Below are 20,979 nucleotides of genomic sequence, written 5' to 3'. Positions count from 1 at the left end.
GCCCGCCGCTCCGATAAGACTAGCCAGAAAGCTCAGCGCGAGATGAGGCAGCTTCCACCGGCAGAGCGATACTGCTCGCAAAGGGCGGCAGCTTCATCCTTCGAGCCGGCCGGGATGCGGACGCGGTAGAAAGTGCCCTTACCGGCAATATCGGCCTTACGGATTTCGTAAGCACGGCCACCGAGCACGCCAGCGAACTTCTTCGACAGGCTGGCGTAGGACTTCTTTGCTTCATCCTCTGACGGCAGCGATGCGATCTGGATGCCGTAGCCACCGCTTGCGGCGGTCGGAGCCTGCTGTGACGGCGGGGCAGCGGCTGCTGCCGGCGCGGAAGCGACCTGTGTCGGTTTCTGCTGAGCCGTCGGGCGGACATTGCCGTTTTCGGTTACCGTGCCGACGACATTGACCGGCTGTTCGGCCGGGCGAGCCGTTGGGACGGGCGCTGTATCGGTCGGCGCAGCCGACGCTGTATCGGTGATCGGTGTCGTCTTGACTGCGCGAACCGGCGGATCAACCTGATTTGCGTTGGCAGCGTTCACCTCAGCCACCTTAGCCGTCTGAGCCGGCTGGGCTGCAGGCGTCGTTCCGACAGGCGGAAGAGCGGTGGACGCGACCTGATTGCCGTTGCTTGCCGGGAAGCTTGCAGCAGACGGCGTCGCTGCCGGCTGGGCTGCGGGCGTTGCCGATGCCACCTCATTGGCCGGTGCGGATTGCTCGACAGGTGCCGGCTCCTCGCGGGCAACGAGCGTGCCGTCCGGCTTGACGATCATCGTGCGGACCTTGCGCGGCGAGACGGACGGTGTCGCATCGTCATCGGCAGCGGACGCGTCCGCGGTCGCGTTGTGGTCGGGCAGCAAGCGCGGATCCTGCGTCTCGCCGACGGCAGTCGGCAGCACGGAATCGCCATTGCCTTCATCGTCATCAGGCGAGACTTCAGGCGTCAGCGTGCGTTGAACGACATCGACCGGCTGTTCGTCGGAGGAGACCAGAGCCTTCTGCTTCGGCTCTTCGGCGGCACCTGCGACACGATCATAGACGGCCTTGTCCTGGTTCGGCACGGTCTTGCCGCCCGGATTTTCGGGAGCGACCTTCACCGGATCCTTGTCGGCAGTAATGACGCGCGGCTCGCCGGAGCCGGCGATGCTGAGGCCGGCACCGTTGGACACCCAGCTGTAGACGCCGTAAGCGCCACCGGCAAAAACGACCAGCATGGCGGCTGCAGCCAGCAGGCGGCGCATGGAGCGAGCGCGGTTGAAATCGGCAGTCTGGCTTGCGGATTCGATATGGACTTCGGAAACGTTCTCGCGGCGCTCGACCGGCTCGCGCACACTGCGGCGGAAGTCCTCTTCCAGCGCGCGTTCGAAATCATCAAGACCGTCGGCGAAGGCGGTGCTTGCCGGTTTGACCGCAGCGGCAGCCGATGCAGCAGCGGCCGGAGGCGCCCAGGCAGGGGCGACCGGCGCTTTTTCCTGCCGCTTGGCAGGCTCGAAGAAGCTTGCGATCTCGGCATCGAGATCGAAATCGAAATCCGCGGTCTTTGTGACCGGCTCCGTATGCTCGACAGGCGGCAGGGTCGGAACATGCATATCCTCGACCGTCTCGGGACGTTCTTCCGGATCGGAGATCATCGAGGGATCGAAGGGCAGATCATCGGTGGATTCGTTTGCCGGCGCCGGCTTGGCGTAGCTCACCGGAGCAGGCTGCGGCTCCGGCACGAAAACCGGTGCGGATTGCGGCTGCGGACGCGGCGCAGGCTGCGCTGCGACCAAGGGTGCTGCACGCACGGGCTCGGGCTTCGGCTGCGGAGCCGGCTGCTCAGAGAAATCGAGATCGGCGAGCTCCAGCTCGATGCCGGCGAGATCCAGTTCGAAATCGTGGCCGGCGAAGGGATCTTCGGCCTCCAGTTCCGGCTGACGCGCGACGACCGGCGCTGGCGCGATAGGCTGCGACACCGGCTCTATCGGCTCCCGAACGACCGCTTCGGGTTGACGAAGAACGGGCGTCGCACGGCTCATCGGCACAGGCGCAATCACCGTCGGCTGAGCCGGTGCACGAGCAACGGGCGCTTCGAAGACAGGCGCTTCGAAGATAGGGGCCTCAAAGACGGGCGCATCAAAGACGGGGGCCCGGAAAACAGGCGCGGCAGGAGCCGAGACCGGCTGCGGCACCGGTGGCGTGGCAACAGTCTCAGGCGTCGCGGCAACAGGTTCGGACACGACGGAGGCACCAGCACGCTGCGGCACGGGATAACGGGAAACATCCGCCAGAAGATCGTCGAGATCAAAGGCATCCGTATCAAAGGCTGACTCCGGCGGCGCCTCCGTCAAGGCTGCATCGGCATGGACGTCACCTTCGGCGGTCGCAGCAATCAGATCGAAACCGGCATTGTCGGGCTCGGTCGGCTCTTCGAAGGCAGCAACATCTTCGAACGTCGCGACAGGCTCTTCAGGGAGGGCGACTTCTTCGTGGCGATCAATCTCGGCCGGAAAACCGAAGGAGGCCGCAACCGGCTCGAAATCTGCCGCTTCAACCGCGGCGACCGCCAGAGGCTCTTCAATTACCTCAGGCGCAACCACTTCGGGTTCGACCGTCAATTCCGGTTCGGCAACAAACTCGGGCTCGTCGACCAAGGCTTCAACCGGAGCCTGAGCCGGCTCAATAACAGTTGTATCGACAACTGGTGTCTCGACGACCGGCTCTTCACGACGCGGCGCGTGAAAATTGGCGAGTGGCAGACGAATGCTGGCAGCCGACCACTGCGGCGCCTTCGCCGGCGACTGAACGGCCGGAGCGACAGGAAGAGCGCCGCCGATCGAAAGCTCAAGCTCTTCGATCAGATCGCGGGCGCCACCATAGGCCGTCAAGGTAACCGGAGGTTCTGCGGAAACAGCGACAGGCTTTGACGGAGCGGGAGCCCAGTCGGTGGCGACAGGCGCTTCCCATTCGGCTGCGACCGGCTCAGGCGCGGCTACTTCGGGAGCTATGGCAGTTTCCGTAGAAAATTCGGGCTTGACGACAGGCGTCTCGAAATCGGACATAACCGACGGCGCGAGCTCCTCGCCTATGGAGGGCACGTCCTCGTGGACTGGCTCGGCATAGTCGTAGGTTTCGACTTCCTGAGCGATTGGCTCGGCCGGATGATCGAGATCAGCCAGGGGACGCGGCGCATCGTAACGCTCGAACTCACGGAGAAGCTCGTCCTCGAGATTGAGGACCGGCTCCTGCCGCTGAGGCTCATCTACAGTATTGGCCGCAATTCGAGGTTCAAAGCCGACGATACGAGCAAGTTCAGCCAACGGATCATCGTCGGCAAACATATCGTCTTTACCGCGCGTGTCATACGCAAGTCGTTTATCAGCCATGCCCATCCCACTCAAAAAACGCAAACACTTCAATGCCAGCGCATTGTGGGGAAATGGTGACGTTATCGCATTTCGTCCGGTGCGGCAGTACCTGTAATGGCAAGTCCCGACTTCAAAACCGACGCGACAGCGTACACCAGCCCAAGTCTGGCAATACTTGATTCTCGGTTCTTATCGTTAACAAATCGTAATTCAGTCTGATCTTTACCTTTGTTCCAGTGGGCATGGAAGGCGCTGGCAAGATCATAAAGGTAAAATGCGATGCGATGCGGCTCCTGAGATTGGGCTGCACTTTCGACGATACGCGGGAATTCTGCAGCCTTGGCAATCAGCTGCAATTCGGCAGAATCCGTAATGCTTGCAACGGATTGCGCCAAAAGCTCCGGTGTCGGGGCGAGATCCGGGAAGGCTTCCTTCGCCTGCCGGAAGACGGACATGCAGCGGGCATGCGCATACTGCACGTAGAAGACCGGATTATCTTTGGATTGTTCCGTTACTTTGGCGAAATCGAAGTCCAACGGCTCCGAGTTCTTGCGGTAAAGCATCATGAAACGGACCGAATCACGCCCGACTTCTTCGACGACATCGCGCAATGTGACAAAATCGCCCGAGCGCTTCGACATCTTCACCGGCTCACCGTCACGGTAGAGCTTGACGAGCTGGCAGAGCAGCACCGTCAGCTTCGCCTTACCGTCGGAAACGCCGCGCGCAACCGCCTCGAGACGCTTGACGTAGCCACCATGGTCGGCGCCGAGCACATAGATCATCTCGTCGAAGCCGCGGTCAAACTTGTTCTTGAAGTAGGCAAGGTCGGCAGCGAAATAGGTATAGGAACCGTCCGACTTGATCAGCGCACGGTCGATATCGTCACCGACTTCAGTCGAGCGGAAGAGCGTTTGTTCGCGGTCTTCCCAATCCTCAGGAAGCTGGCCCTTCGGTGGCGGCAGCGTGCCCTTGTAGACATAGCCCTTGAAGGTCAGGTCGTTGATCGCCGTGCGAATGGCAGCCGCGCCGTTGGCATGCAGCGTGCGCTCGGAGAAGAAGATATCGTGGTGGACGTTGAGAGCGGCCAGATCCTCGCGGATCATCACCATCATCATCTCGATGGCGCGATTCTTGACGATCGGCATCCACTGCTCTTCCGGCATGTTGTGCAGGCGCACGCCATATTCGGCAGCGAGCGATTCTCCGACCGGGACCAGATAGTCGCCGGGATAGAAACCTGACGGAATCTCGCCGATCTTCTCGCCGAGCGCCTCGCGGTAACGCAGGAAGACGGAACGAGCGAGCACATCGATCTGCGAGCCGGCATCGTTGATGTAATATTCCTTGACGACATCGTAGCCGGCAAAGGCAAGCAGGTTTGCCAGCGCGTCACCGACGACGGCGCCGCGGCAATGACCGACATGCATGGGGCCCGTCGGGTTGGCCGAGACATATTCGACGTTGACCTTCTTGCCCTGCCCCAGGCCCGAGCGGCCGTAGCCGGTGCCTGACTGGATCATCGAGGCAAGCAGGCGCTGCCAGTAGCCGACGGAGAGCCTGATATTGATGAAGCCCGGGCCGGCAACCGAAACCTCGGCGACGTCGGTGTCTTCCTGCAGCTTGGCAATGATGATTTCGGCAAGCGCGCGCGGATTGGTGCCAAGCGGCTTGGCAAGCACCATGGCGGCGTTGGTCGCCACATCGCCGTGGCTCGCATCACGCGGCGGCTCGACTGCAATGCGACCGAAATCGAGCTCGGATCGCTTTTCCTTGACCAGATCGAGCTGTTCAAGGGCGTTTTTAATCCTGGCTTCAAAATCGGTAAAAAGGTTCATCGCATTCTTCCATGCACAGGCCGTGCCAACGGGTTTGCCGGCGGCTGCCGGGCGCCCGCTGCCTATCGCAAATCCGGAGTGTGGTCAAACAATCGCCTGTGGGCACTGATGGCATAAGTATCCGTCATGCCGGCCAGATAATCGCCGACATGCCGCGCTTTCGGCGCATCGGAAAGGCCGGCGATATGGTCGACCCAATAATGGCTTTGCATCTCCTTGGGATTGGCCATGTAGGCGCCGAAGAGATCCTTGACGATCTGGGCGGCACCAGCGCGGATGCGCATAATATCTGCATTCCGGTAGATGCGCTTGAAGAGCATCGCCTTGATCTGCCTGTCGGTCTCGGCCATCTCATCCGAAAAGGTCGCAATCACATGATCCGCCTTACGGATATCATCGGCACTCTGCGGTTTCAGCTCTGCCAGGCGCTTCTGCGCCACACCGATGACATCCTCAACCATGCGCGTGATCTGGCGGCGCATGATTTCATGCGTGAAGCGGCTCGGCTCCAGATGCGGGTAGCGCTCCCTTACCTCGGCCATTAGCCCGGCAAGGAACGGAATTTCCTCCAGCATCTCGAAATTCAGGTAGCCCGAGCGCAGACCGTCATCGATGTCGTGGGTATTGTAGGCGATATCATCAGCAATCGCTGCTGCCTGGGCTTCCAGGCTCGCATAGCTCGCAAGTTCCAGATCGTGCAGCTCGCAATAATCAAGAATCGGCTGCGGCACCGGTCCACGCGTGCCGACGCCATCGGCCGTCAGCAGCGGACCATTGTGCTTGACGAGGCCTTCGAGGCTTTCCCAGGTCAGATTGATGCCGTCGAATTCGGCATAACGCCGCTCGAGTTTGGTGACGATGCGCAAGGATTGGGCATTGTGATCGAATCCGCCATAGGGCAGCAGTTCTTCATGCAGCGCATCCTCGCCGGTATGGCCGAAGGGCGTATGGCCGAAATCGTGGACGAGCGCCACGCCCTCGGCCAAGTCCTCGTCAGCCTTCAGGGCGCGGGCAAGCGCGCGGGCAATCTGTGCTACCTCTATCGTGTGTGTCAGGCGCGTGCGGTAATGGTCGCCGTCCTGGGCGATGAAAACCTGCGTCTTATGCTTCAGCCGGCGAAAGGCGGTCGTATGGATGATGCGATCGCGGTCTCGCTGGAAATCGGAACGCGTCGGGCTGCCGCTCTCGTGATAGAGACGCCCGCGCGAGTTCCATGGATCTGCCGCATAAGCCGCCCGTTCGCCATAACCGAAACCCAATGCATGCCTGTCGAAGCTCATTCTTCACCGTCACTAACGCGTTGTAGCCTTGCCCATTGACGCGGCTATCCGCTCTTCATACCTATAGCTTACAGAAACGGCAAAGAGGCGCTTCATTGTCCGCTTCGCCAGATCCTGTCCTTTACCGAAGGAACATGATAAGTTTCTTTGATATCATGCGTTTGAATATCAAACGCCGAAAAAGAATTCTCTCCGGATCTTGACCCCGGCAGGAGGAAGAATGACTGAAGTGAATGTAACCCTTTCCGATGCCGCGGCAAAGCGTATTGCCGCTATCGTCGGCAGCGATCCCGGCAAGAGCGCGCTGCGCGTCTCCGTCGAAGGTGGTGGCTGTTCCGGCTTTTCCTACAAGTTCGATCTTGTGGATGGCGCAGCTGACGACGATATCGTCGTCGAGAAGAATGATGCCAAGGTGCTGATCGACAGTCTCTCGCTAGTCTACATGGCAGGCTCCGAGATTGATTTCGTCGACAACCTGCTCGGCCAGTCCTTCCAGATCAAGAATCCGAATGCGGTGGCAAGCTGCGGCTGCGGCACCAGCTTCGCGATCTGATCCAAGAACGACTTTGAACGACTTTCCATTGATAACCGGCCGAAGATTTTCTTCCGGCCGGTTTCTTGTCTTGTCCTCTGACGCGGGAGCGAGATAAAAGAGCGTTCAGCACAGAGAGCAGGATGAAGCCATGAAGATCGCGACTTGGAACATCAATGGCGTCAAGGCGCGTATCGACAACCTCACGCAATGGCTGAAGGATTCCAGTCCTGATATCGTCTGCCTGCAGGAAATCAAGACGGTCGACGAAGGCTTCCCGCGGCTGGAAATCGAGGCGCTCGGTTACCATGTCGAAACGCATGGACAGAAGGGCTTCAACGGCGTTGCCATTCTTTCCAAGAGCTCACCATCCGAAGTCAATCGCGGCCTGCCGGGCGATCCGCTCGATGAGCAGGCGCGTTTTCTCGAAGCCGTCTTCTCCTTGCCCGGCAACAAGGTGGCGCGCGTCTGCTGCCTCTACCTGCCGAACGGCAACCCGCCGGAAACGGAAAAATACCCCTACAAGCTCGCCTGGATGGAACGGCTGCGCAAGTTCGCGGCCGAGCGCCTTGAATACGAGGAAATTTTCATTCTGGCCGGCGACTACAATGTCATTCCCGAGCCGCATGACTGCTTCGACCCGAAGGTCTGGGAAAGCGATGCACTCTTCCTGCCGCAGACGCGCCAAGCCTTCCGCCGGCTGGAAAATCTCGGTCTCGCCGATGCGGTGCGTTCGGCAACCGATGCGACGGCGCTCTATTCCTTCTGGGATTATCAGGCCGGCGCCTGGCCGAAGAACAACGGCATCCGCATCGACCATTTGATGCTGTCGCCGGAAGCCGCCGACCGCATGACGTCAGCGGCCATCGAAAAGCATGTGCGTGCCTGGGAAAAGCCGTCGGACCACGTGCCCGTCGTCGCTTACTTCGATTTCGCTGCCTGAGATTTAAAGCACTTCCGTTTTACGCAATTCCGGACGCAAAACCGCTAAGCACTTTTGCTGTAATTGCTCGAAAACTCAATCGTCCGAGCCGCTCGCAATCGTGTGCGACAGGGATACGGCCGTGCGCCGATCCGCTTCGCTGGCGATCGAGAAGGCATCTTCCTGAAGCGATTGCATCCAGCTGCAATCCTTCGGCTTACAGCGATCGAGAGCCGCCGTCATCAGCGCGAGACCGCGAGCAGACTGGCCTTCATCGAAGAGGATGTTGCCGAAGACCGCCATGGCGCCGGGATGGCCGCTCTTGCGGGCCTGATTGAGCCATTTCTTGGCCTGATTGACATTGGCGCTACCGCCCTCGCCAGCCAGCATCATCTGCGCTAGCTGGAACTGCGCCTCGGGAACGCCGAAGGTGGAGGCAACCTGGAAATAGAGCTGGCGGGCCTGATTGAGATCGATCTTCACCGGGCTGCCGGAAATGCCGTGCTTGTAGTAGTTGGCAAGCGACAGCAGCGCGTTGATGAAGAAGCCGGTATCCTCCGAGCCAGGCTCCACGCCCTGCTGTGCAATCTCGCTGTAGATCTTGAAGGCCTCGAAATCGTCCTGCGCGACACCGTCGCCGTCAGCATACATATTGGCGAGCGCCCAGCGCGAACCGGTGTGGCCCTTTTCGGCGGCGTATTTATAGGCCTCGACCGCCTCTTCCTTCTGACCGTTCTTGTAAGCTTTGAAACCGAATTTGAAGAGATCGAAGGGCCCCGATTCCTTCGTCACGCCCGTCTTGATGTCGAATGCCAGGACCGGACAGGCCAGGGCCAGCGAAACGGCCATCGACATGCTGAGCAGCATGAATTTGAACAATCTGAACTCGGACGTTACCATCTTTACCGGTTTCTTTCGTTCATCACAGACGCCTGGCGGCGGCTTTTTTTCGCCGTTCTGCCCGCGTGGATGCATTCCTTCCAGGCGAGCGATCCCGCGGCGGGCTCCAAGGCCCCTTTACCCGCGTCGCTTCCAGCCCCATACCCCTCTTTCAAAACCAGCACATCCTTGTGAACCATCCGGCTTCCGGCACGGCCCGCATGTGATGCCTGCGGTACTCCTTTCGCGACCCAGGTCCCCACCCGTCCGCCTTTATCGTCTTCGTAAACAGCAAATGTGACCAAACCGGTATCGCACTCTTCCGTGGGGAACGAAGCTTCATGCCGGGAGACTGAAAATGATTGAAACGAGTAAATCTGCAACACTACCGAAGGGGCGGATTTCCGGCCGGAAATGCCTTTGGCGAAAAGCAAAACGGCTGCTGCCGCTGGCTTCTCGCCCGCGCCATCGCGATACCTGGCGTTACCGGAAAAAACTCGACCCATGCTACTGCTTACGCACACCCTACGCTTGTCATCTCCTCGCCCGCTAATAGCGCTGCGCCCTCTTTGTGGCGGGAAATGGACAAATTCGCCCCGCCGACACCATACGCGAACCGTCGTAAAAAAGTGTTGCTGAATCGTCACAAAACGAGGCGAGAAGATGGAATGATTAAGAGCGGCAAACAAAGAAGAGCCCGGCACTGCCGGGCTCCTCAATTCTTCAAATCAGGGAATTAAAACTTGACCTTTAGGCTGGTCGATAGCGCAGCAACCAGATCGTTGCCAAAGGAATAGGAGACATCATCTCCAAACGTGACGCCATTCTGTGTCACGACGCCAGACGAACCACTCGTCAGCACGCCGACGGCACCGGCGACGCGCCATTCGATGTGCTCGGTCGGCGTGAAGGCTGCACCGACACCGAGTGTCCAGCTATCGGTCTGAGCGCCATAGCCCTGGCTGGTGCCACGATCCCAGGTCAGGCTGACGGCGCCTGCCCATTGGTCATTGAACTTGTGGCCGACGCCACCGGTGATGGTCCAGCCGTCGCGATAGAGAAGGTCGAGCGAAGTCAGTTCTGTCTTACCGCCAGATGTGCAGGCGATCACGCCCTTTGTCGATGTCGGGCAGAAGGGCACGGACTGAAGGACACTCCAGTTCGTCCATTTGACCGAACCGAAAGCGAGCCAATCCGGAGCGATACCGCTCTGCAGCTTCAATTCCAACGAATCCGGCGCTTCGGCGGAACCGAAAACGGGCGTGACGCGTCCGTAAGGCGCAGCATTCAGCGGCGCAAAAGGTGCGGTAACCTGGGTCAGATCTACCGTGCCCGTCAGGTTGTCGTACTTGACGCGGCTGTTATAGACGAGGCTCGCGCGCATCGCATATTCCGGGATCTCGTATGCGAGACCGGCGCGCCAGCCCCAGCCATTGTCTTCGAGATCGAGGCGACCGATGCCATTACCCGTACCGACCAGAAGCGGAACCGTCGAAACCAGACGCTCCTTGAAGCCCTCGACTTCCTGATAGAAGGCGCCGCCGATGAAGCGAAGCTGTCCCGGACCGACATCGAAGCGATAGGAGCAGGTGCCGCCATAATTACGGGTTTTGATCTCCGTCTCGATATTGTTGTTGGCGCCAGCCCAGTTCAAGCCGGGATCGGTGTGCCCGCCGAAGGGCTCGGAATAGTCGACAAGGCAGTCGATCGCATCGCCGAAACCGGCCTTGAAGCCAATATAGGGAACGGCGTAATTCGCGGTATCGTCGGCGGTGCTCGAACGGCTGTTCAGATTGCCCCCCCCTGGAGATACAGAGGTATCCGTGTCGCGAGCATTCTTCAGCTTGCGCTGGGGCGTGACATAAATAACGCCCGATTGAAACGAGAAGGGCGAGGTATCGAACAACTGATCGATATTATAGCCGCCGCGCTCCAGACCACCCGCAAAGGACGGTGAAGCGAGCGCCGAAAGGATAACGAGCGATGTTACGCCCCTGAAAAACATACGCGCTGCCATTGTGTCTCCCCCACTCAAGCAATTGATGTAATCACACTGTGCTAGTGAACTTAACAAATCGCAACGAGGCGCCCCGCTGCGACGCGAAGTTGCGTTATGACTAATTTACGTAACTAATTGACGGGCACGTCAAAAAATCGGATGGATAAAATTCTATTCTTCCATCTCTGGATTTTTAAGGGCCTGTTAGATTCTTTTTCCATCAAGAGTGGAAGCTGTATCAAACTGACAACAGTGTTAGTTTTCGCGCACAGCATGCCCAAAATGGGTGATATCCACAGTGGTTGCGGCCCTAACGGGCCAAATTTAAGAGAATCATCATACTTTTGAACGCAAAAGGCGCGCTCCAAGGGAACGCGCCTTCAGGAATAATATACTCGTTCCCCGCGATTATCCTGCTTCGCTAACTCGCGCTAGAGCAGTCCTCAGGCTTTCGATCTGGCTCGTCAGTTCGGCGTGACGCTCGCGTTCCGCCTCCACCACTTCCGGGTTGGCATTGGCGACAAACTTCTCATTCGAGAGCTTGCCATCGATGCGGGCGATCTCGCCCTCGGCCTTTGCAATCGCCTTTTCGAGACGGTTCTTTTCCGCCGCGAGATCGATCAGATTGCCAAGCGGCAAGCAGGCGGTCGCTTCTGCGACGATGATCTGAGCAGCACCCTTCGGTGCGGATTCCGCCAGTGAGATACCCTCGACACGCGCCAGGCGCTTGATGGCCGCGTCGTGACGGAACAGCCGTTCACGCGTCAGGCTGTTGGCGCCAACGACGACGAGCGGCGCGGTGGCCGACGGCGGCACGTTCATTTCCGAGCGGACCGAGCGGATGCCGGAAACGAGGTCGATCAGCCAGTTGATCTCATCGGCCGCAGCATTGTCGGCATAAGACGGCGACGGCCATTCGGCGTGGCAGAGCAAGCCGTCACGTTCCTGGCCCTCACCCGCCGTGTGCGCCCACAGCTCTTCGGTCATGAAGGGCATGAAGGGGTGCAGCAGCTTGTAGATCTCTTCCAGAACATAAGCGCTGCACGCTTGAGCTTCGGCCTTCGCACCCTCGTCTTCACCTCCGAAGACCGGCTTCAGAAGTTCGAGATACCAATCGCAGAACTGGTTCCAGACGAAACGATAGAGCGCACCGGCGGCATCGTTGAAGCGGTAGGCTTCAAGCGCTTCCGTAACGTCACGTTCCGTGCGGGCAAGCTCCGTCAGGATCCAGCGGTTGATGGTGAGCTCGGCTGCTTCCGGCACAAAATGCGGATCGCTCTTGACGCCGTTCATTTCGGCAAAGCGCGTGGCGTTCCAGAGCTTGGTGCCGAAATTGCGGTAGCCGGCGATGCGAGCCGGGTCGAGCTTCACGTCGCGGCCTTGGGCTGCCATGATCGCCAGGGTAAAGCGCAGGGCATCGGCACCATATTCGTCGATCAGTTCGAGCGGGTCGATGACGTTGCCCTTGGACTTCGACATCTTTTGCCCGTTCTTGTCGCGCACCAGAGCGTGAATATAGACGGTATGGAACGGCTCGACCGGGTTATCGTCCTCGTCCTTCATGAAATGCAGGCCCATCTGCATCATGCGAACAACCCAGAACGGGATGATATCGAAACCGGTGACAAGAACGCTGGTCGGGTAATATCGCTCCAGTTCGGGCGTCTTGTCCGGCCAGCCAAGTGTCGAGAACGGCCAGAGGGCCGAAGAGAACCAGGTGTCGAGCACGTCTTCGTCACGTACCAGAATCTCGCCCGGCTTGAAGTTCTCAAGCAGGTCCTCGACATAGGCCTTCATCGGTCCTTCATGCGACAGGTAGTGCTGGATGGCGGCCTGCAGCGCCTCCTCTTCGGTCTTCTCGACGAAAACCTGACCATCCGGGCCATACCAGGCCGGAATCTGGTGCCCCCACCAGAGCTGACGTGAGATGCACCATGGCTGGATATTGTCCATCCATTGGAAATAAGTATTTTCCCAGTTCTTCGGGACGAACTTTGTCCGGCCCTCGCGAACAGAGGCAATGGCAGGCTTGGCAAGGGTCTTGTTGTCAACCCACCATTGCTCGGTCAGACGCGGCTCGATCGGCACGCCACCACGATCGCCATGCGGAACCATATGCTTATGCGGCTCGATCTTGTCGAGCAGGCCGGCTTCCTCGAAAATCTCGACAATGATCTTTCGTGCAGCGAAACGATCCTGGCCTTCCAGCCGGTCCCAGGCGCCATGCAAGGCGGCCGGATGATCGAGACCTTCCAGGAAATCCTCATTGTCCTTGATGGTAATCGTGGCGTCGACATTCATGATGTTGATGACACGCAGCCCGGTGCGCCTGCCGACGTCGAAGTCGTTGAAGTCATGCGCCGGCGTAACCTTGACCGCGCCGCTGCCGGCGGTTGGATCGGCGTAGCTGTCAGCAACGATCGGAATGCGTCGGCCAACGATCGGCAGGATGACATGCTTGCCGACGATCGACTTGTAGCGCTCGTCCTTGGGATTAACTGCAACGCCGGTATCGCCAAGCATCGTCTCCGGCCGCGTGGTCGCAACCACGAGGTAGTCGCGCGTTTCGAATTCGGTGGGCTTGCCCTCCTCATCAAAAGCGATTGGATACTGGTAGGTGACGCCGTCTTCCAGGGGATAGCGCAGATGCCAGAGATTGCCTTTGAGCTCGATCTGCTCGACTTCCATGTCGGAAATCGCTGTCAGCAACTTCGGATCCCAGTTGACGAGGCGCTTATCCTTGTAAATCAGCCCTTCCTTGTAGAGCGTGACGAAGACTTCGAGAACTGCCTGCGACAGGCCCTCGTCCATGGTGAAGCGCTCACGCGACCAGTCACAGGAAGCGCCGAGACGCTTCAGCTGGTTGAAGATCAGGCCGCCCGATTCACCCTTCCACTCCCAAACCTTTTCGATGAAGGCATCGCGGCCCATCTCGCGGCGGCCGGGAAGCTGTTGTTCCATCAGCTTGCGCTCGACAACCATCTGCGTGGCGATGCCGGCATGGTCCATGCCCGGCTGCCAGAGCACATCCTTGCCGCGCATGCGCTCGAACCGCACCATGACGTCCTGCAGCGTGTTGTTCAGCGCATGACCCATGTGCAGCGAACCGGTCACGTTCGGCGGCGGGATGACGATGGTGAAGCTGTCGGCGCCCGGCTTGGCATTGGCGCCGGCGCGGAAGGCATCGGCCTCATCCCATTTCGCAGCGATTTTCGGTTCGACGGCGGCGGAATCGTAGGTCTTTTCGAGCATTTTCTGACCAATTCGAGGTTCGAGGATGGGCGTTTTGTAAATAGGATGGTTACGGCCAAGTCAATAAAAAAGCCGCCCCGGAGACCGGAGCGGCTCTTGTCTGGAAAAAGCGTTTCCGATCAGCGGCGCGGGCCGTGCGCCACACGTTCGATCTCTTCGCGCACGAGGCGTTCGACGAGCGTCGGCAGATTGTCGTCTAGCCATTCGCGCAGCATCGGCCGCAGCATGTCTTCGGCAATCTCATCCAGCGAGCGGCGCTCGGCTGCGCCATCGATGGCAGCGGCGAGCTCTTCGAAGGAACGGGCAACCTGCAGGCCAGTGTTCTGGGACAGAAGTGACGGCTGAACGTCTTCCGCTACACGCAAAGGTGTAACTTCGGCAGGCTGGAAGGCCACCGGCTCGACGCGCTGTTCGACGACGGGAAGCATGGGTGCCTCCTCGACGAGCGCGGGCTGCGGAACCTCGGGCAGGCGCTGCTCGGCAAAGACCGGCGCAGGCTCGGGCGCATAATGGGGGACGGGGGCAACGCGGGGAGCCGGAGCCGGCTCGACCGGGCGGGGGGTGGGCGCTGCGTGCGGCGCGTCATAAGCTGACTGCGGCTCGAATTGCGGCTGCGGTTCGCGGAACACCTGGGGCATATCACGCGGCATGTCACGGAGAGCCTGGCCGGCCTGAACGGCGTTACGCTCTGAAGCAGCACGGACGCGGGCTGCGACGTCGGCAAGTGACATGGCGCGGGCCGGCATTTCCGGCTCAGGCGCAATACCGGCAGAATTTGCAGCGACGAAACGCGGATCGGGACGCAGCGCAGACGGCTCCGGGAACTCGACGCCGGCATAGGTATCGTCAACCGTCAGATGGATTTCGGAGTCGTTGTCCTCTTCCGCACCGTAAACGGGAGGAAGCGAGGCGGAAATCGCCTTTCCGGCGCCTGGCTCATTGCTTTCGATGATCTGGCGAATGGAGGCCAGGATCTCTTCCATGGACGGTTCACGCACTACACCTGGCTGAGCCATATCTATCCCCGTTATCCCTTAACAACGACCGGATGGCGTGGAGCATGCACCCGAATCACCATGACCTTAGAATACCCCAAAGGGGAAAAAAATCAGCGCGAATCAAACAAATGCAGCCATGCACAGTTTTGTTACCCAAGTGTAAGCGAAGTCTGTGAAGGCTTTTAAGACAGCCGAAACGAAAACGGGCGCCCATGGCGCCCGCTCAAAAAAATCGGCGGTAGAAACGCCTTAGAATACGAATTCACGAGCCTTGGCGAAACCGGGCAGCGGCTTGACCGAAGCATTGAAGAAGACGTTTTCGGAAACAGCCCCGCGCTCGCTGACGAAGACTTTCGCGCGGGCAGCATTGCCATAACCCTGCACGACAACGAGACGGCCGCCATCCTGCAGCTGGCCGAGAAGTGCCGCGGGAACCTCTTCAACCGAACCGTTGATGAAGATCAGATCATAGGGAGCGCCGGCGGCATTACCCTTCTCAAGCGGGCCAGTCGCCACCTGCACATTTGCATAGCCGGCGAGATTTGCCTTGGCTTCAGCCGCAAGGGTCTCGTCCGATTCGAGCGCCACGACGGAGCCCGCGATCAGCGACAGCAGCGCGGAGGCGTACCCCGTGCCAGCGCCGACTTCGAGAACGGCATCATCCTTGGTGACGGCGGCGAGCTGCAGCAGCTTGGCGAGCGGCGACGCCTCCATGATGAAACGGCCCGGATTGCCGGCGGTTGCCGGAGCAATCTCGATATCATTGTCGATATAAGCCAGCACCTTCGCCTTCTCCGGCACGAATGCTTCGCGCGGGACGGTGAGGAAGGCCGTCAGCACCGAATGCGAGGTAACGTCCGTGGTGCGGACCTGGTTGTCGACCATCTTTACGCGTGCTGCTTCGAAATCCATCATATCCTCTCGCCGATGAAAGCGGTTCTGTCTTCCGTCTCTTAATCTCCGGCACGAATGCTTTCAAGGCTTGCCGGAGACCCGTTTGAAGAATCCCGGAAACCCCTTCCCACATGCAACAGCTGAAAAACGATAGCTGCAACTTCTGCGTGGAGTAAATTGCGATTTCATGATACTGTTCTAACCGGAGGAAATGAGGAGGAGCAGGCCATGTCTGCCATTCTGGAATATTTTACGCTGTTCGACTTTTTCATCGGCGCAGCACTCGTCGGCATATTCTGCTGCGGGCTCCTGGACCGCGAGATGAACTGAACAGATTGCACTCTCTCAGTAAAAGTTTCCTGGCCGCCTGCTCGGCGCGCCGGAAAAATGGATTTCGGCGTCCAGTCGGATCAAGCCGGCACAGTCGATCGCGCCATTAACTCTATATCAACCATATTGTTGCGCCAATCGCGGCTTTCGCTAGTTTGGCCGCATGCAAACATTCGCCATTCAATCGCCAGATATCGAAGCGCTTCACTACAATCCGGAAGCGCGGCTGCTGCTTGTGAAGTTCAAAAGCGGCGCCATCTGCAATTTCACACGTATCTCAGCGCAGGCGCTGCAGCGACTGCTCGGCCCCGATGTGCAGATAGAGAACCCAACGGCAGAGGACGATGCCAGCTATCTGGCGGGCCTGCGTAGCGGCGGATTGCGGGCGCTTTATTCACTCACCGGCATCAAACCAGCCCAATTCGATTTCGCCCAAGTTCCCGGCATCTGGTGATGCGAGACTGCCGAATCGATGCCGCGCCTCATTTCTGAAGCGGATCGGATTTCTATGTCGGTGGAATTTTTTGGAGGCCTCGCCCGGAATTGAACCGGGGTACAAGGATTTGCAGTCCTCTGCGTCACCACTCCGCCACGAGGCCTCACAGGCTGTCATGTTAGCCGTGGCGAGCGTTTAGAATGATCGTAAGGAAATCGCAAGAGGGCTTTCCAAAAACATTTCCTGCAATTTCAAACTCCGGCCACATCCAGCGCATATAGAACAAGGGCCGATCCAGTCTCGAAGGGCGCCGCGACAGCCGCACGCATAGCTGATGATAAAAGACCCATTCTGCTGGAAATTCGCGCTCGGTTGAACAACAATTAGGCTAACAGCTGCTCAGACAGGCCTCCAGGCTATCCGAATTGCACAATAGGCATATCTCAATGAGTTTAGCCTATCACTTATATTCATCCAGGAGGTGCGATCTGCGATCGCAACAACGCCCTCACTTCCATTATATTAGATAAATCGAAATATCACCTCAAACATTAGTAACGAATTCTTAACTTGACTTTCAGAATCGTCATTCCATGCTGCCTGTGGGAGAGACAGGAGCAGAGATGAATTGGGTGCCGTTGAATTCCAAACAGATCCGCGCCGTATCCTACGATCCAGAAACCCAGGTTCTTCATGCCAAATTCGCCGGCCGCCGCCCAGTCCGGCATGTCGGAGTGCCGTCGCATATCTATGACAATCTCGTCGAAACCAGCGATCCGGAATTTTACTATAAATATTACCTCGAGCCTTCGCGTATTCAGACCGGCTGGTGGCGGAAAGCCAACCTCAGCCCCAATGCGGTGAAGCTGCTGATCATTCTCGTCGGCACACTCGTGATTACGGCGACGGCGCTTGAGGAAAATGGCGAACTGCCAATCCACCTGTCGGAGATCACAGAGTCGGGCACGACCTCTCCCGCCTCTGGCGAAAGGCCCGCCGTCTTTCCGCAGTGATGGTGCCCACCACCGCGCAACCGCAGTGCGCCGATCTACCGGCAGGCAGTTCAATCAGCGCCCGTCGTCGGCATGGTCGGTTATGGCTTCCTTGGCGACTTCACGCAGGGCGCTTTCGGCGATGCCACCAGACCGCGACGCGTCGCCGCCATCTGCGTGCTATCGGCAGGTCGTGGGATAAGACGAGGAAGCCCAGCGGCAGCATCCAGAACCCGAGGACAGGCAAAAAGCCCAGAATGCCGCCGAAAATGAGCAGCGCTCCGGTCGTCATGCGTGCGATGCGCGAGCGCGGCATCGGCACCCGCAGCGAGCCGAGAACCAGCTTGCCATCCTTGTGATCGATCCCGAAACGTTTTTCTCCGGCCTTTTTCGGCCCATTTTTCCTGCTAGTCATCCACAAAAGATGGGCTCAAGCGCCGCGAATACAAGCTGATTTCATTTTTTTGAAAAAACTGCTTGGCAAATCGGGAAAGCATTTGTATTACCCCGCTCACGCCGCGGCCAAGCGGTGATCCCTGGTAGCTCAGCGGTAGAGCATTCGACTGTTAATCGACAGGTCGCCGGTTCGAATCCGGCCCGGGGAGCCAGTTTTAGAGATAAGCGCCTGTTTTCGTCGAATATTCCGAAGCAGGCGCTTTCTCGATACATTCCCCGTAGTTTTCGCCGACAAGCCAACGAGATCGTGACGTTCTACGGCCAAGATGCTGATACCAGCAGTTCGGGCTATGACACTTGCACTCGCCTGAATTTTCGTCAAAATCCTGATCGCAATGCGCGGGCTCGTGATATCAGCGTGGCCCGTGTCCGGAAGTTTCATTCATAAATCAAAATAGAATTGCAGACGGCAGCGTGGCGGCAGCAATCGGCTCGTCGATGCTGAATGGTTCAAATTTCCAGACCTGCCTTCAAGACGAGGATGCGACATGGATTTCGACGCGTCGCAAGGGGACAGAAAATATCCGACCAGCAAGCAGGTGGGCGGGCTTATCGAATGTTCCGGGCTGCAGGTCGAGCTCCGGCATTTCGATCCGGGCTGGCAGGTCGATCTCACCCTCGAATGCACGGAAATAGCAGTCCTGCTGTCTGGTCAGTCGAAGATCAGGTGGACCGGCGACGGTCACCGGCGGGAGGCTATCGCCCGCCCCGGCGTCGCATGGGTATGTCCCGCCGGGGTCAATGAGAGCGCCGTAGAGATCGTCGGCACCATGCCCGAGTCCCTTCACATCTTCCTGCCGCCATCGCTTGTCGGTGAGAGCGCGCTTTCGAACTTCGACATCGACCCGGCCAAGGTGCAGCTCGCCTATGCGGGCGGTGTCCCCGATCCGGTGGTCTTGCAGATCGGTGAGCTCTTTCGTGGCGTGCTGAATCGAAAACTGGAGGCGACAGACCGTCTGTTTCTCGACGGGATTCAGCTCGCTCTGGCGGCGCATTTGCTCGGCACCTATTCGTCCGCCCACTGGCGTCCGCCGACTCGGACACCGACCATCGATCCGAAACGGCTGCGGCGCGTCCTCGATTTCATCGAGGCTCGCATCGCGGCGGAGATCTCGCTGGAAGACCTTGCTGCAGAGGCTTGCCTCAGTCCCTTTCACTTTTCCCGCACGTTTCGTGCGGCCACCGGTTTCGCCCCGCATCGCTACGTCACCCAGCGACGGATCGAGGCGGCCAAGGAGAAGCTGCGACTCGCGCAGTCCTCGCTGGTGGAGATCGCTATCGACGCCGGCTTCGGCTCGCAGGCCAATTTCACCCGCGTCTTCCGCAAGATGACCGGCTTGACGCCTGGCCAGTACCGCACGCTCTTCACCTCCTAGCAATATCCGCCGTCTTGACGCGTTCGCCGGCCCCTTCGTGCGCAGTCCGAGCGCAAGATCTGCAAATACTGCAGCAAGAGATGGAAATACCGCAAAGCGCCTTCCGGCCTACACCTGTCTCATCGAACGGGAAGCATTAATCCCCGAACGAAAAGGGAGACAGGGAGATGATTACCACTGACGAAGCCCGCAGGGTCATCGCCGCCGGCGAGGCGCGGGCAAGAGAAATCGGCGTCCCGGCCAATATCGCTGTCCTCGACGCAGGCGCCCACATGAAGGCGTTTGTCCGCATGGACGAAGCCCTGCTGGGCTCCATCGACATCGCCGTTAACAAGGCCCGGACAGCGGCACTGTTTTCCATGCGCACCGAAGCAATCGGCGAATTCTGCAAACCCGGTGGCACCTCGTTCGGTCTGGAGCAGACCAATGGCGGCCTCGTCGTCTTCGCCGGCGGCATTCCCCTCACCGATGGACGCAATATCGTGATCGGCGCGGTCGGCGTGTCCGGAGGGGCCGTCGCCCAGGACCTCGAAATTGCCCAGGCTGCAGCGGCCGCCCTCACCGCCTGAAATGCTTTCCAACCCCAAGCACATCGAAAGGACGTTATTATGACCAAGACCATTCTCATCACTGGCGCCGGGTCCGGTTTCGGCAAAGCCGCAGGCATCGGCATGGCCAAGAACGGCCATAACATCATCGCCACCACGCAGGTTTCGTCGCAGGTCACGCCGCTGCGTGAAGAAGCGGCCGCTCTCGGCCTGAAGAACTTCCGCGTCGAGCGCCTCGATCTCACCGACCCCTATGACATCAAACAGGCGCAGGGTTGGGATTTCGACGTGCTCTGGAACAATGCAGGCATGGGCGAGGCCGGCCCGGTCTGGGAAATTCCGGTCGAGCTCGTCCGCAAGAACTATGAAGTCAATGTCTTCCTGCCGCTGGTACTGACCCAAGGTGTCGTTCAGAAATGGGTGCGCGAAGGCAAGAAGGGCAAAGTGGTTTTCACCTCCTCGATGGGCGGCCTGTTCACTCCGGCCAACTGGGGTACCTACGTCTCCACCAAGCACGCCCTGGAATCGATCGCCGAAGCGCTGCAGCAGGAGCTTGGTTCTTACGGCATCAAGATCCAGACGATCAACCCGGGCGCCTACTACACCGGCTATAACGAGACGATGGCCGATAATCCGTTCCGCTGGCTCGATGACAGCAAGAACTTCACCAAGCGGGCAGACCTGCGCAACGGCTTCAACGACTTCTTCGCCACCCCTGAAGGCAAGATGGACCCGCAGGAAATGATCGACCGGATGATCGAGGTCGTCCCCGCCGACACAGGCAAGTTTCGCAACGTGGTTCCAAAGGTCATCGAAGACATGCTGAAGGAGCATCAGCTCAAGGCCTGGGAAAACCAGATCTGATCGGCGCAGAGCCTCGCACGCGACACCCGCTCAGCGGGT

At 59.1% G+C, this 20,979-nt stretch carries 17 protein-coding genes and 2 tRNA genes; 8 read left to right on the top strand and 11 right to left on the bottom strand.

Annotated elements, in window-relative coordinates:
- Positions 1-32: 32 nt before the first annotated feature.
- From AB8B33_RS07160 to AB8B33_RS07150, 3 genes are all read right to left on the bottom strand, one after another.
- Positions 33-3,362: an SPOR domain-containing protein gene (locus AB8B33_RS07160; protein ID WP_439014827.1), complete on the bottom strand. Its 3,330-nt coding sequence runs from the start codon at positions 3,360-3,362 to the stop codon at positions 33-35.
- Between the two features lie 62 nt (positions 3,363-3,424).
- The gene (gene argS / locus AB8B33_RS07155) at positions 3,425-5,182 is read right to left on the bottom strand and encodes an arginine--tRNA ligase (RefSeq protein ID WP_439014826.1); all 1,758 of its coding nucleotides are present in this window, start codon (positions 5,180-5,182) and stop codon (positions 3,425-3,427) included.
- Between the two features lie 62 nt (positions 5,183-5,244).
- Entirely contained in the window at positions 5,245-6,462 is a 1,218-nt protein-coding gene (locus AB8B33_RS07150) for a deoxyguanosinetriphosphate triphosphohydrolase (RefSeq protein ID WP_113325717.1), read from the bottom strand.
- 220 nt (positions 6,463-6,682) lie between these two features.
- Here AB8B33_RS07150 and erpA point away from each other — a divergent pair, with 220 nt between their 5' ends.
- Together erpA and xth are read left to right on the top strand one after the other, a co-directional pair.
- Entirely contained in the window at positions 6,683-7,015 is a 333-nt protein-coding gene (gene erpA, locus AB8B33_RS07145) for an iron-sulfur cluster insertion protein ErpA (protein WP_007815592.1), read from the top strand.
- 130 nt (positions 7,016-7,145) lie between these two features.
- Positions 7,146-7,937 (top strand): exodeoxyribonuclease III, encoded by a 792-nt coding sequence (gene xth / locus AB8B33_RS07140; protein WP_113325716.1) that lies wholly within the window; start codon positions 7,146-7,148, stop codon positions 7,935-7,937.
- A gap of 75 nt (positions 7,938-8,012) precedes the next feature.
- Here the strand turns inward: xth and exoR are convergent, their stop codons facing one another.
- The 6 genes from exoR to AB8B33_RS07110 form a co-directional block, all read right to left on the bottom strand.
- On the bottom strand, positions 8,013-8,816 hold the full coding sequence (exoR, locus tag AB8B33_RS07135) for an exopolysaccharide production regulator ExoR (protein WP_113325715.1): 804 nt from the start codon (positions 8,814-8,816) through the stop codon (positions 8,013-8,015).
- Positions 8,817-8,818: 2 nt separating this feature from the next.
- Complete coding sequence (locus AB8B33_RS07130; protein WP_439014825.1) at positions 8,819-9,499, bottom strand: hypothetical protein; 681 nt, start codon at positions 9,497-9,499, stop codon at positions 8,819-8,821.
- Positions 9,500-9,531: 32 nt separating this feature from the next.
- Complete coding sequence (locus tag AB8B33_RS07125) at positions 9,532-10,812, bottom strand: OmpP1/FadL family transporter (protein WP_113325714.1); 1,281 nt, start codon at positions 10,810-10,812, stop codon at positions 9,532-9,534.
- 390 nt (positions 10,813-11,202) lie between these two features.
- On the bottom strand, positions 11,203-14,046 hold the full coding sequence (locus AB8B33_RS07120; RefSeq protein WP_439014824.1) for a valine--tRNA ligase: 2,844 nt from the start codon (positions 14,044-14,046) through the stop codon (positions 11,203-11,205).
- 119 nt (positions 14,047-14,165) lie between these two features.
- Entirely contained in the window at positions 14,166-15,062 is an 897-nt protein-coding gene (locus tag AB8B33_RS07115) for a DUF2497 domain-containing protein (protein WP_439014823.1), read from the bottom strand.
- Positions 15,063-15,293: 231 nt separating this feature from the next.
- A complete protein-coding gene (locus AB8B33_RS07110; protein WP_439014822.1) occupies positions 15,294-15,959 on the bottom strand; it encodes a protein-L-isoaspartate O-methyltransferase family protein in 666 nt (221 codons plus the stop codon).
- Between the two features lie 472 nt (positions 15,960-16,431).
- Here AB8B33_RS07110 and AB8B33_RS07105 point away from each other — a divergent pair, with 472 nt between their 5' ends.
- Entirely contained in the window at positions 16,432-16,722 is a 291-nt protein-coding gene (locus AB8B33_RS07105) for a hypothetical protein (RefSeq protein ID WP_037106434.1), read from the top strand.
- Between the two features lie 71 nt (positions 16,723-16,793).
- Here AB8B33_RS07105 and AB8B33_RS07100 read toward each other — a convergent pair.
- Positions 16,794-16,867, bottom strand: a tRNA-Cys gene (locus AB8B33_RS07100).
- Between the two features lie 460 nt (positions 16,868-17,327).
- Here AB8B33_RS07100 and AB8B33_RS07095 point away from each other — a divergent pair.
- Positions 17,328-17,717 carry a KTSC domain-containing protein gene (locus AB8B33_RS07095; RefSeq protein ID WP_439014821.1) on the top strand — a complete coding sequence of 130 codons (390 nt, stop codon included), beginning with the start codon at positions 17,328-17,330 and terminating at the stop codon, positions 17,715-17,717.
- Between the two features lie 100 nt (positions 17,718-17,817).
- Here AB8B33_RS07095 and AB8B33_RS07090 read toward each other — a convergent pair whose 3' ends face one another.
- Complete coding sequence (locus tag AB8B33_RS07090; RefSeq protein WP_037106437.1) at positions 17,818-18,111, bottom strand: membrane protein; 294 nt, start codon at positions 18,109-18,111, stop codon at positions 17,818-17,820.
- Between the two features lie 118 nt (positions 18,112-18,229).
- Between AB8B33_RS07090 and AB8B33_RS07085 the strand changes: the two genes are divergently transcribed.
- From AB8B33_RS07085 to AB8B33_RS07070, 4 genes are all read left to right on the top strand, one after another.
- Positions 18,230-18,304, top strand: a tRNA-Asn gene (locus AB8B33_RS07085).
- A gap of 336 nt (positions 18,305-18,640) precedes the next feature.
- The gene (locus tag AB8B33_RS07080; RefSeq protein ID WP_439014820.1) at positions 18,641-19,528 is read left to right on the top strand and encodes a helix-turn-helix domain-containing protein; all 888 of its coding nucleotides are present in this window, start codon (positions 18,641-18,643) and stop codon (positions 19,526-19,528) included.
- Positions 19,529-19,695: 167 nt separating this feature from the next.
- Positions 19,696-20,097 carry a GlcG/HbpS family heme-binding protein gene (locus AB8B33_RS07075; RefSeq protein WP_439014819.1) on the top strand — a complete coding sequence of 134 codons (402 nt, stop codon included), beginning with the start codon at positions 19,696-19,698 and terminating at the stop codon, positions 20,095-20,097.
- Between the two features lie 39 nt (positions 20,098-20,136).
- The gene (locus AB8B33_RS07070) at positions 20,137-20,940 is read left to right on the top strand and encodes an SDR family oxidoreductase (RefSeq protein ID WP_439014818.1); all 804 of its coding nucleotides are present in this window, start codon (positions 20,137-20,139) and stop codon (positions 20,938-20,940) included.
- The last annotated feature ends 39 nt before the right edge of the window (positions 20,941-20,979 follow it).

It is taken from the genome of Rhizobium sp. 768_B6_N1_8 (assembly GCF_051811225.1).
GTDB lineage: Bacteria > Pseudomonadota > Alphaproteobacteria > Rhizobiales > Rhizobiaceae > Rhizobium.
Note: the sequence above shows the minus strand (reverse complement) of the source record. Positions and strands in the feature narration are given on the sequence as shown.

Coding starts and splice junctions, on each gene's coding strand:
- AB8B33_RS07160 (WP_439014827.1), bottom strand. CDS start 3,362: ATGGCTGATAAACGACTTGCGTATGACACGCGCGGTAAAGACGATATG.
- argS (WP_439014826.1), bottom strand. CDS start 5,182: ATGAACCTTTTTACCGATTTTGAAGCCAGGATTAAAAACGCCCTTGAA.
- AB8B33_RS07150 (WP_113325717.1), bottom strand. CDS start 6,462: ATGAGCTTCGACAGGCATGCATTGGGTTTCGGTTATGGCGAACGGGCG.
- erpA (WP_007815592.1), top strand. CDS start 6,683: ATGACTGAAGTGAATGTAACCCTTTCCGATGCCGCGGCAAAGCGTATT.
- xth (WP_113325716.1), top strand. CDS start 7,146: ATGAAGATCGCGACTTGGAACATCAATGGCGTCAAGGCGCGTATCGAC.
- exoR (WP_113325715.1), bottom strand. CDS start 8,816: ATGGTAACGTCCGAGTTCAGATTGTTCAAATTCATGCTGCTCAGCATG.
- AB8B33_RS07125 (WP_113325714.1), bottom strand. CDS start 10,812: ATGGCAGCGCGTATGTTTTTCAGGGGCGTAACATCGCTCGTTATCCTT.
- AB8B33_RS07120 (WP_439014824.1), bottom strand. CDS start 14,046: ATGCTCGAAAAGACCTACGATTCCGCCGCCGTCGAACCGAAAATCGCT.
- AB8B33_RS07115 (WP_439014823.1), bottom strand. CDS start 15,062: ATGGCTCAGCCAGGTGTAGTGCGTGAACCGTCCATGGAAGAGATCCTG.
- AB8B33_RS07110 (WP_439014822.1), bottom strand. CDS start 15,959: ATGATGGATTTCGAAGCAGCACGCGTAAAGATGGTCGACAACCAGGTC.
- AB8B33_RS07105 (WP_037106434.1), top strand. CDS start 16,432: ATGCAAACATTCGCCATTCAATCGCCAGATATCGAAGCGCTTCACTAC.
- AB8B33_RS07095 (WP_439014821.1), top strand. CDS start 17,328: ATGAATTGGGTGCCGTTGAATTCCAAACAGATCCGCGCCGTATCCTAC.
- AB8B33_RS07090 (WP_037106437.1), bottom strand. CDS start 18,111: ATGACTAGCAGGAAAAATGGGCCGAAAAAGGCCGGAGAAAAACGTTTC.
- AB8B33_RS07080 (WP_439014820.1), top strand. CDS start 18,641: ATGGATTTCGACGCGTCGCAAGGGGACAGAAAATATCCGACCAGCAAG.
- AB8B33_RS07075 (WP_439014819.1), top strand. CDS start 19,696: ATGATTACCACTGACGAAGCCCGCAGGGTCATCGCCGCCGGCGAGGCG.
- AB8B33_RS07070 (WP_439014818.1), top strand. CDS start 20,137: ATGACCAAGACCATTCTCATCACTGGCGCCGGGTCCGGTTTCGGCAAA.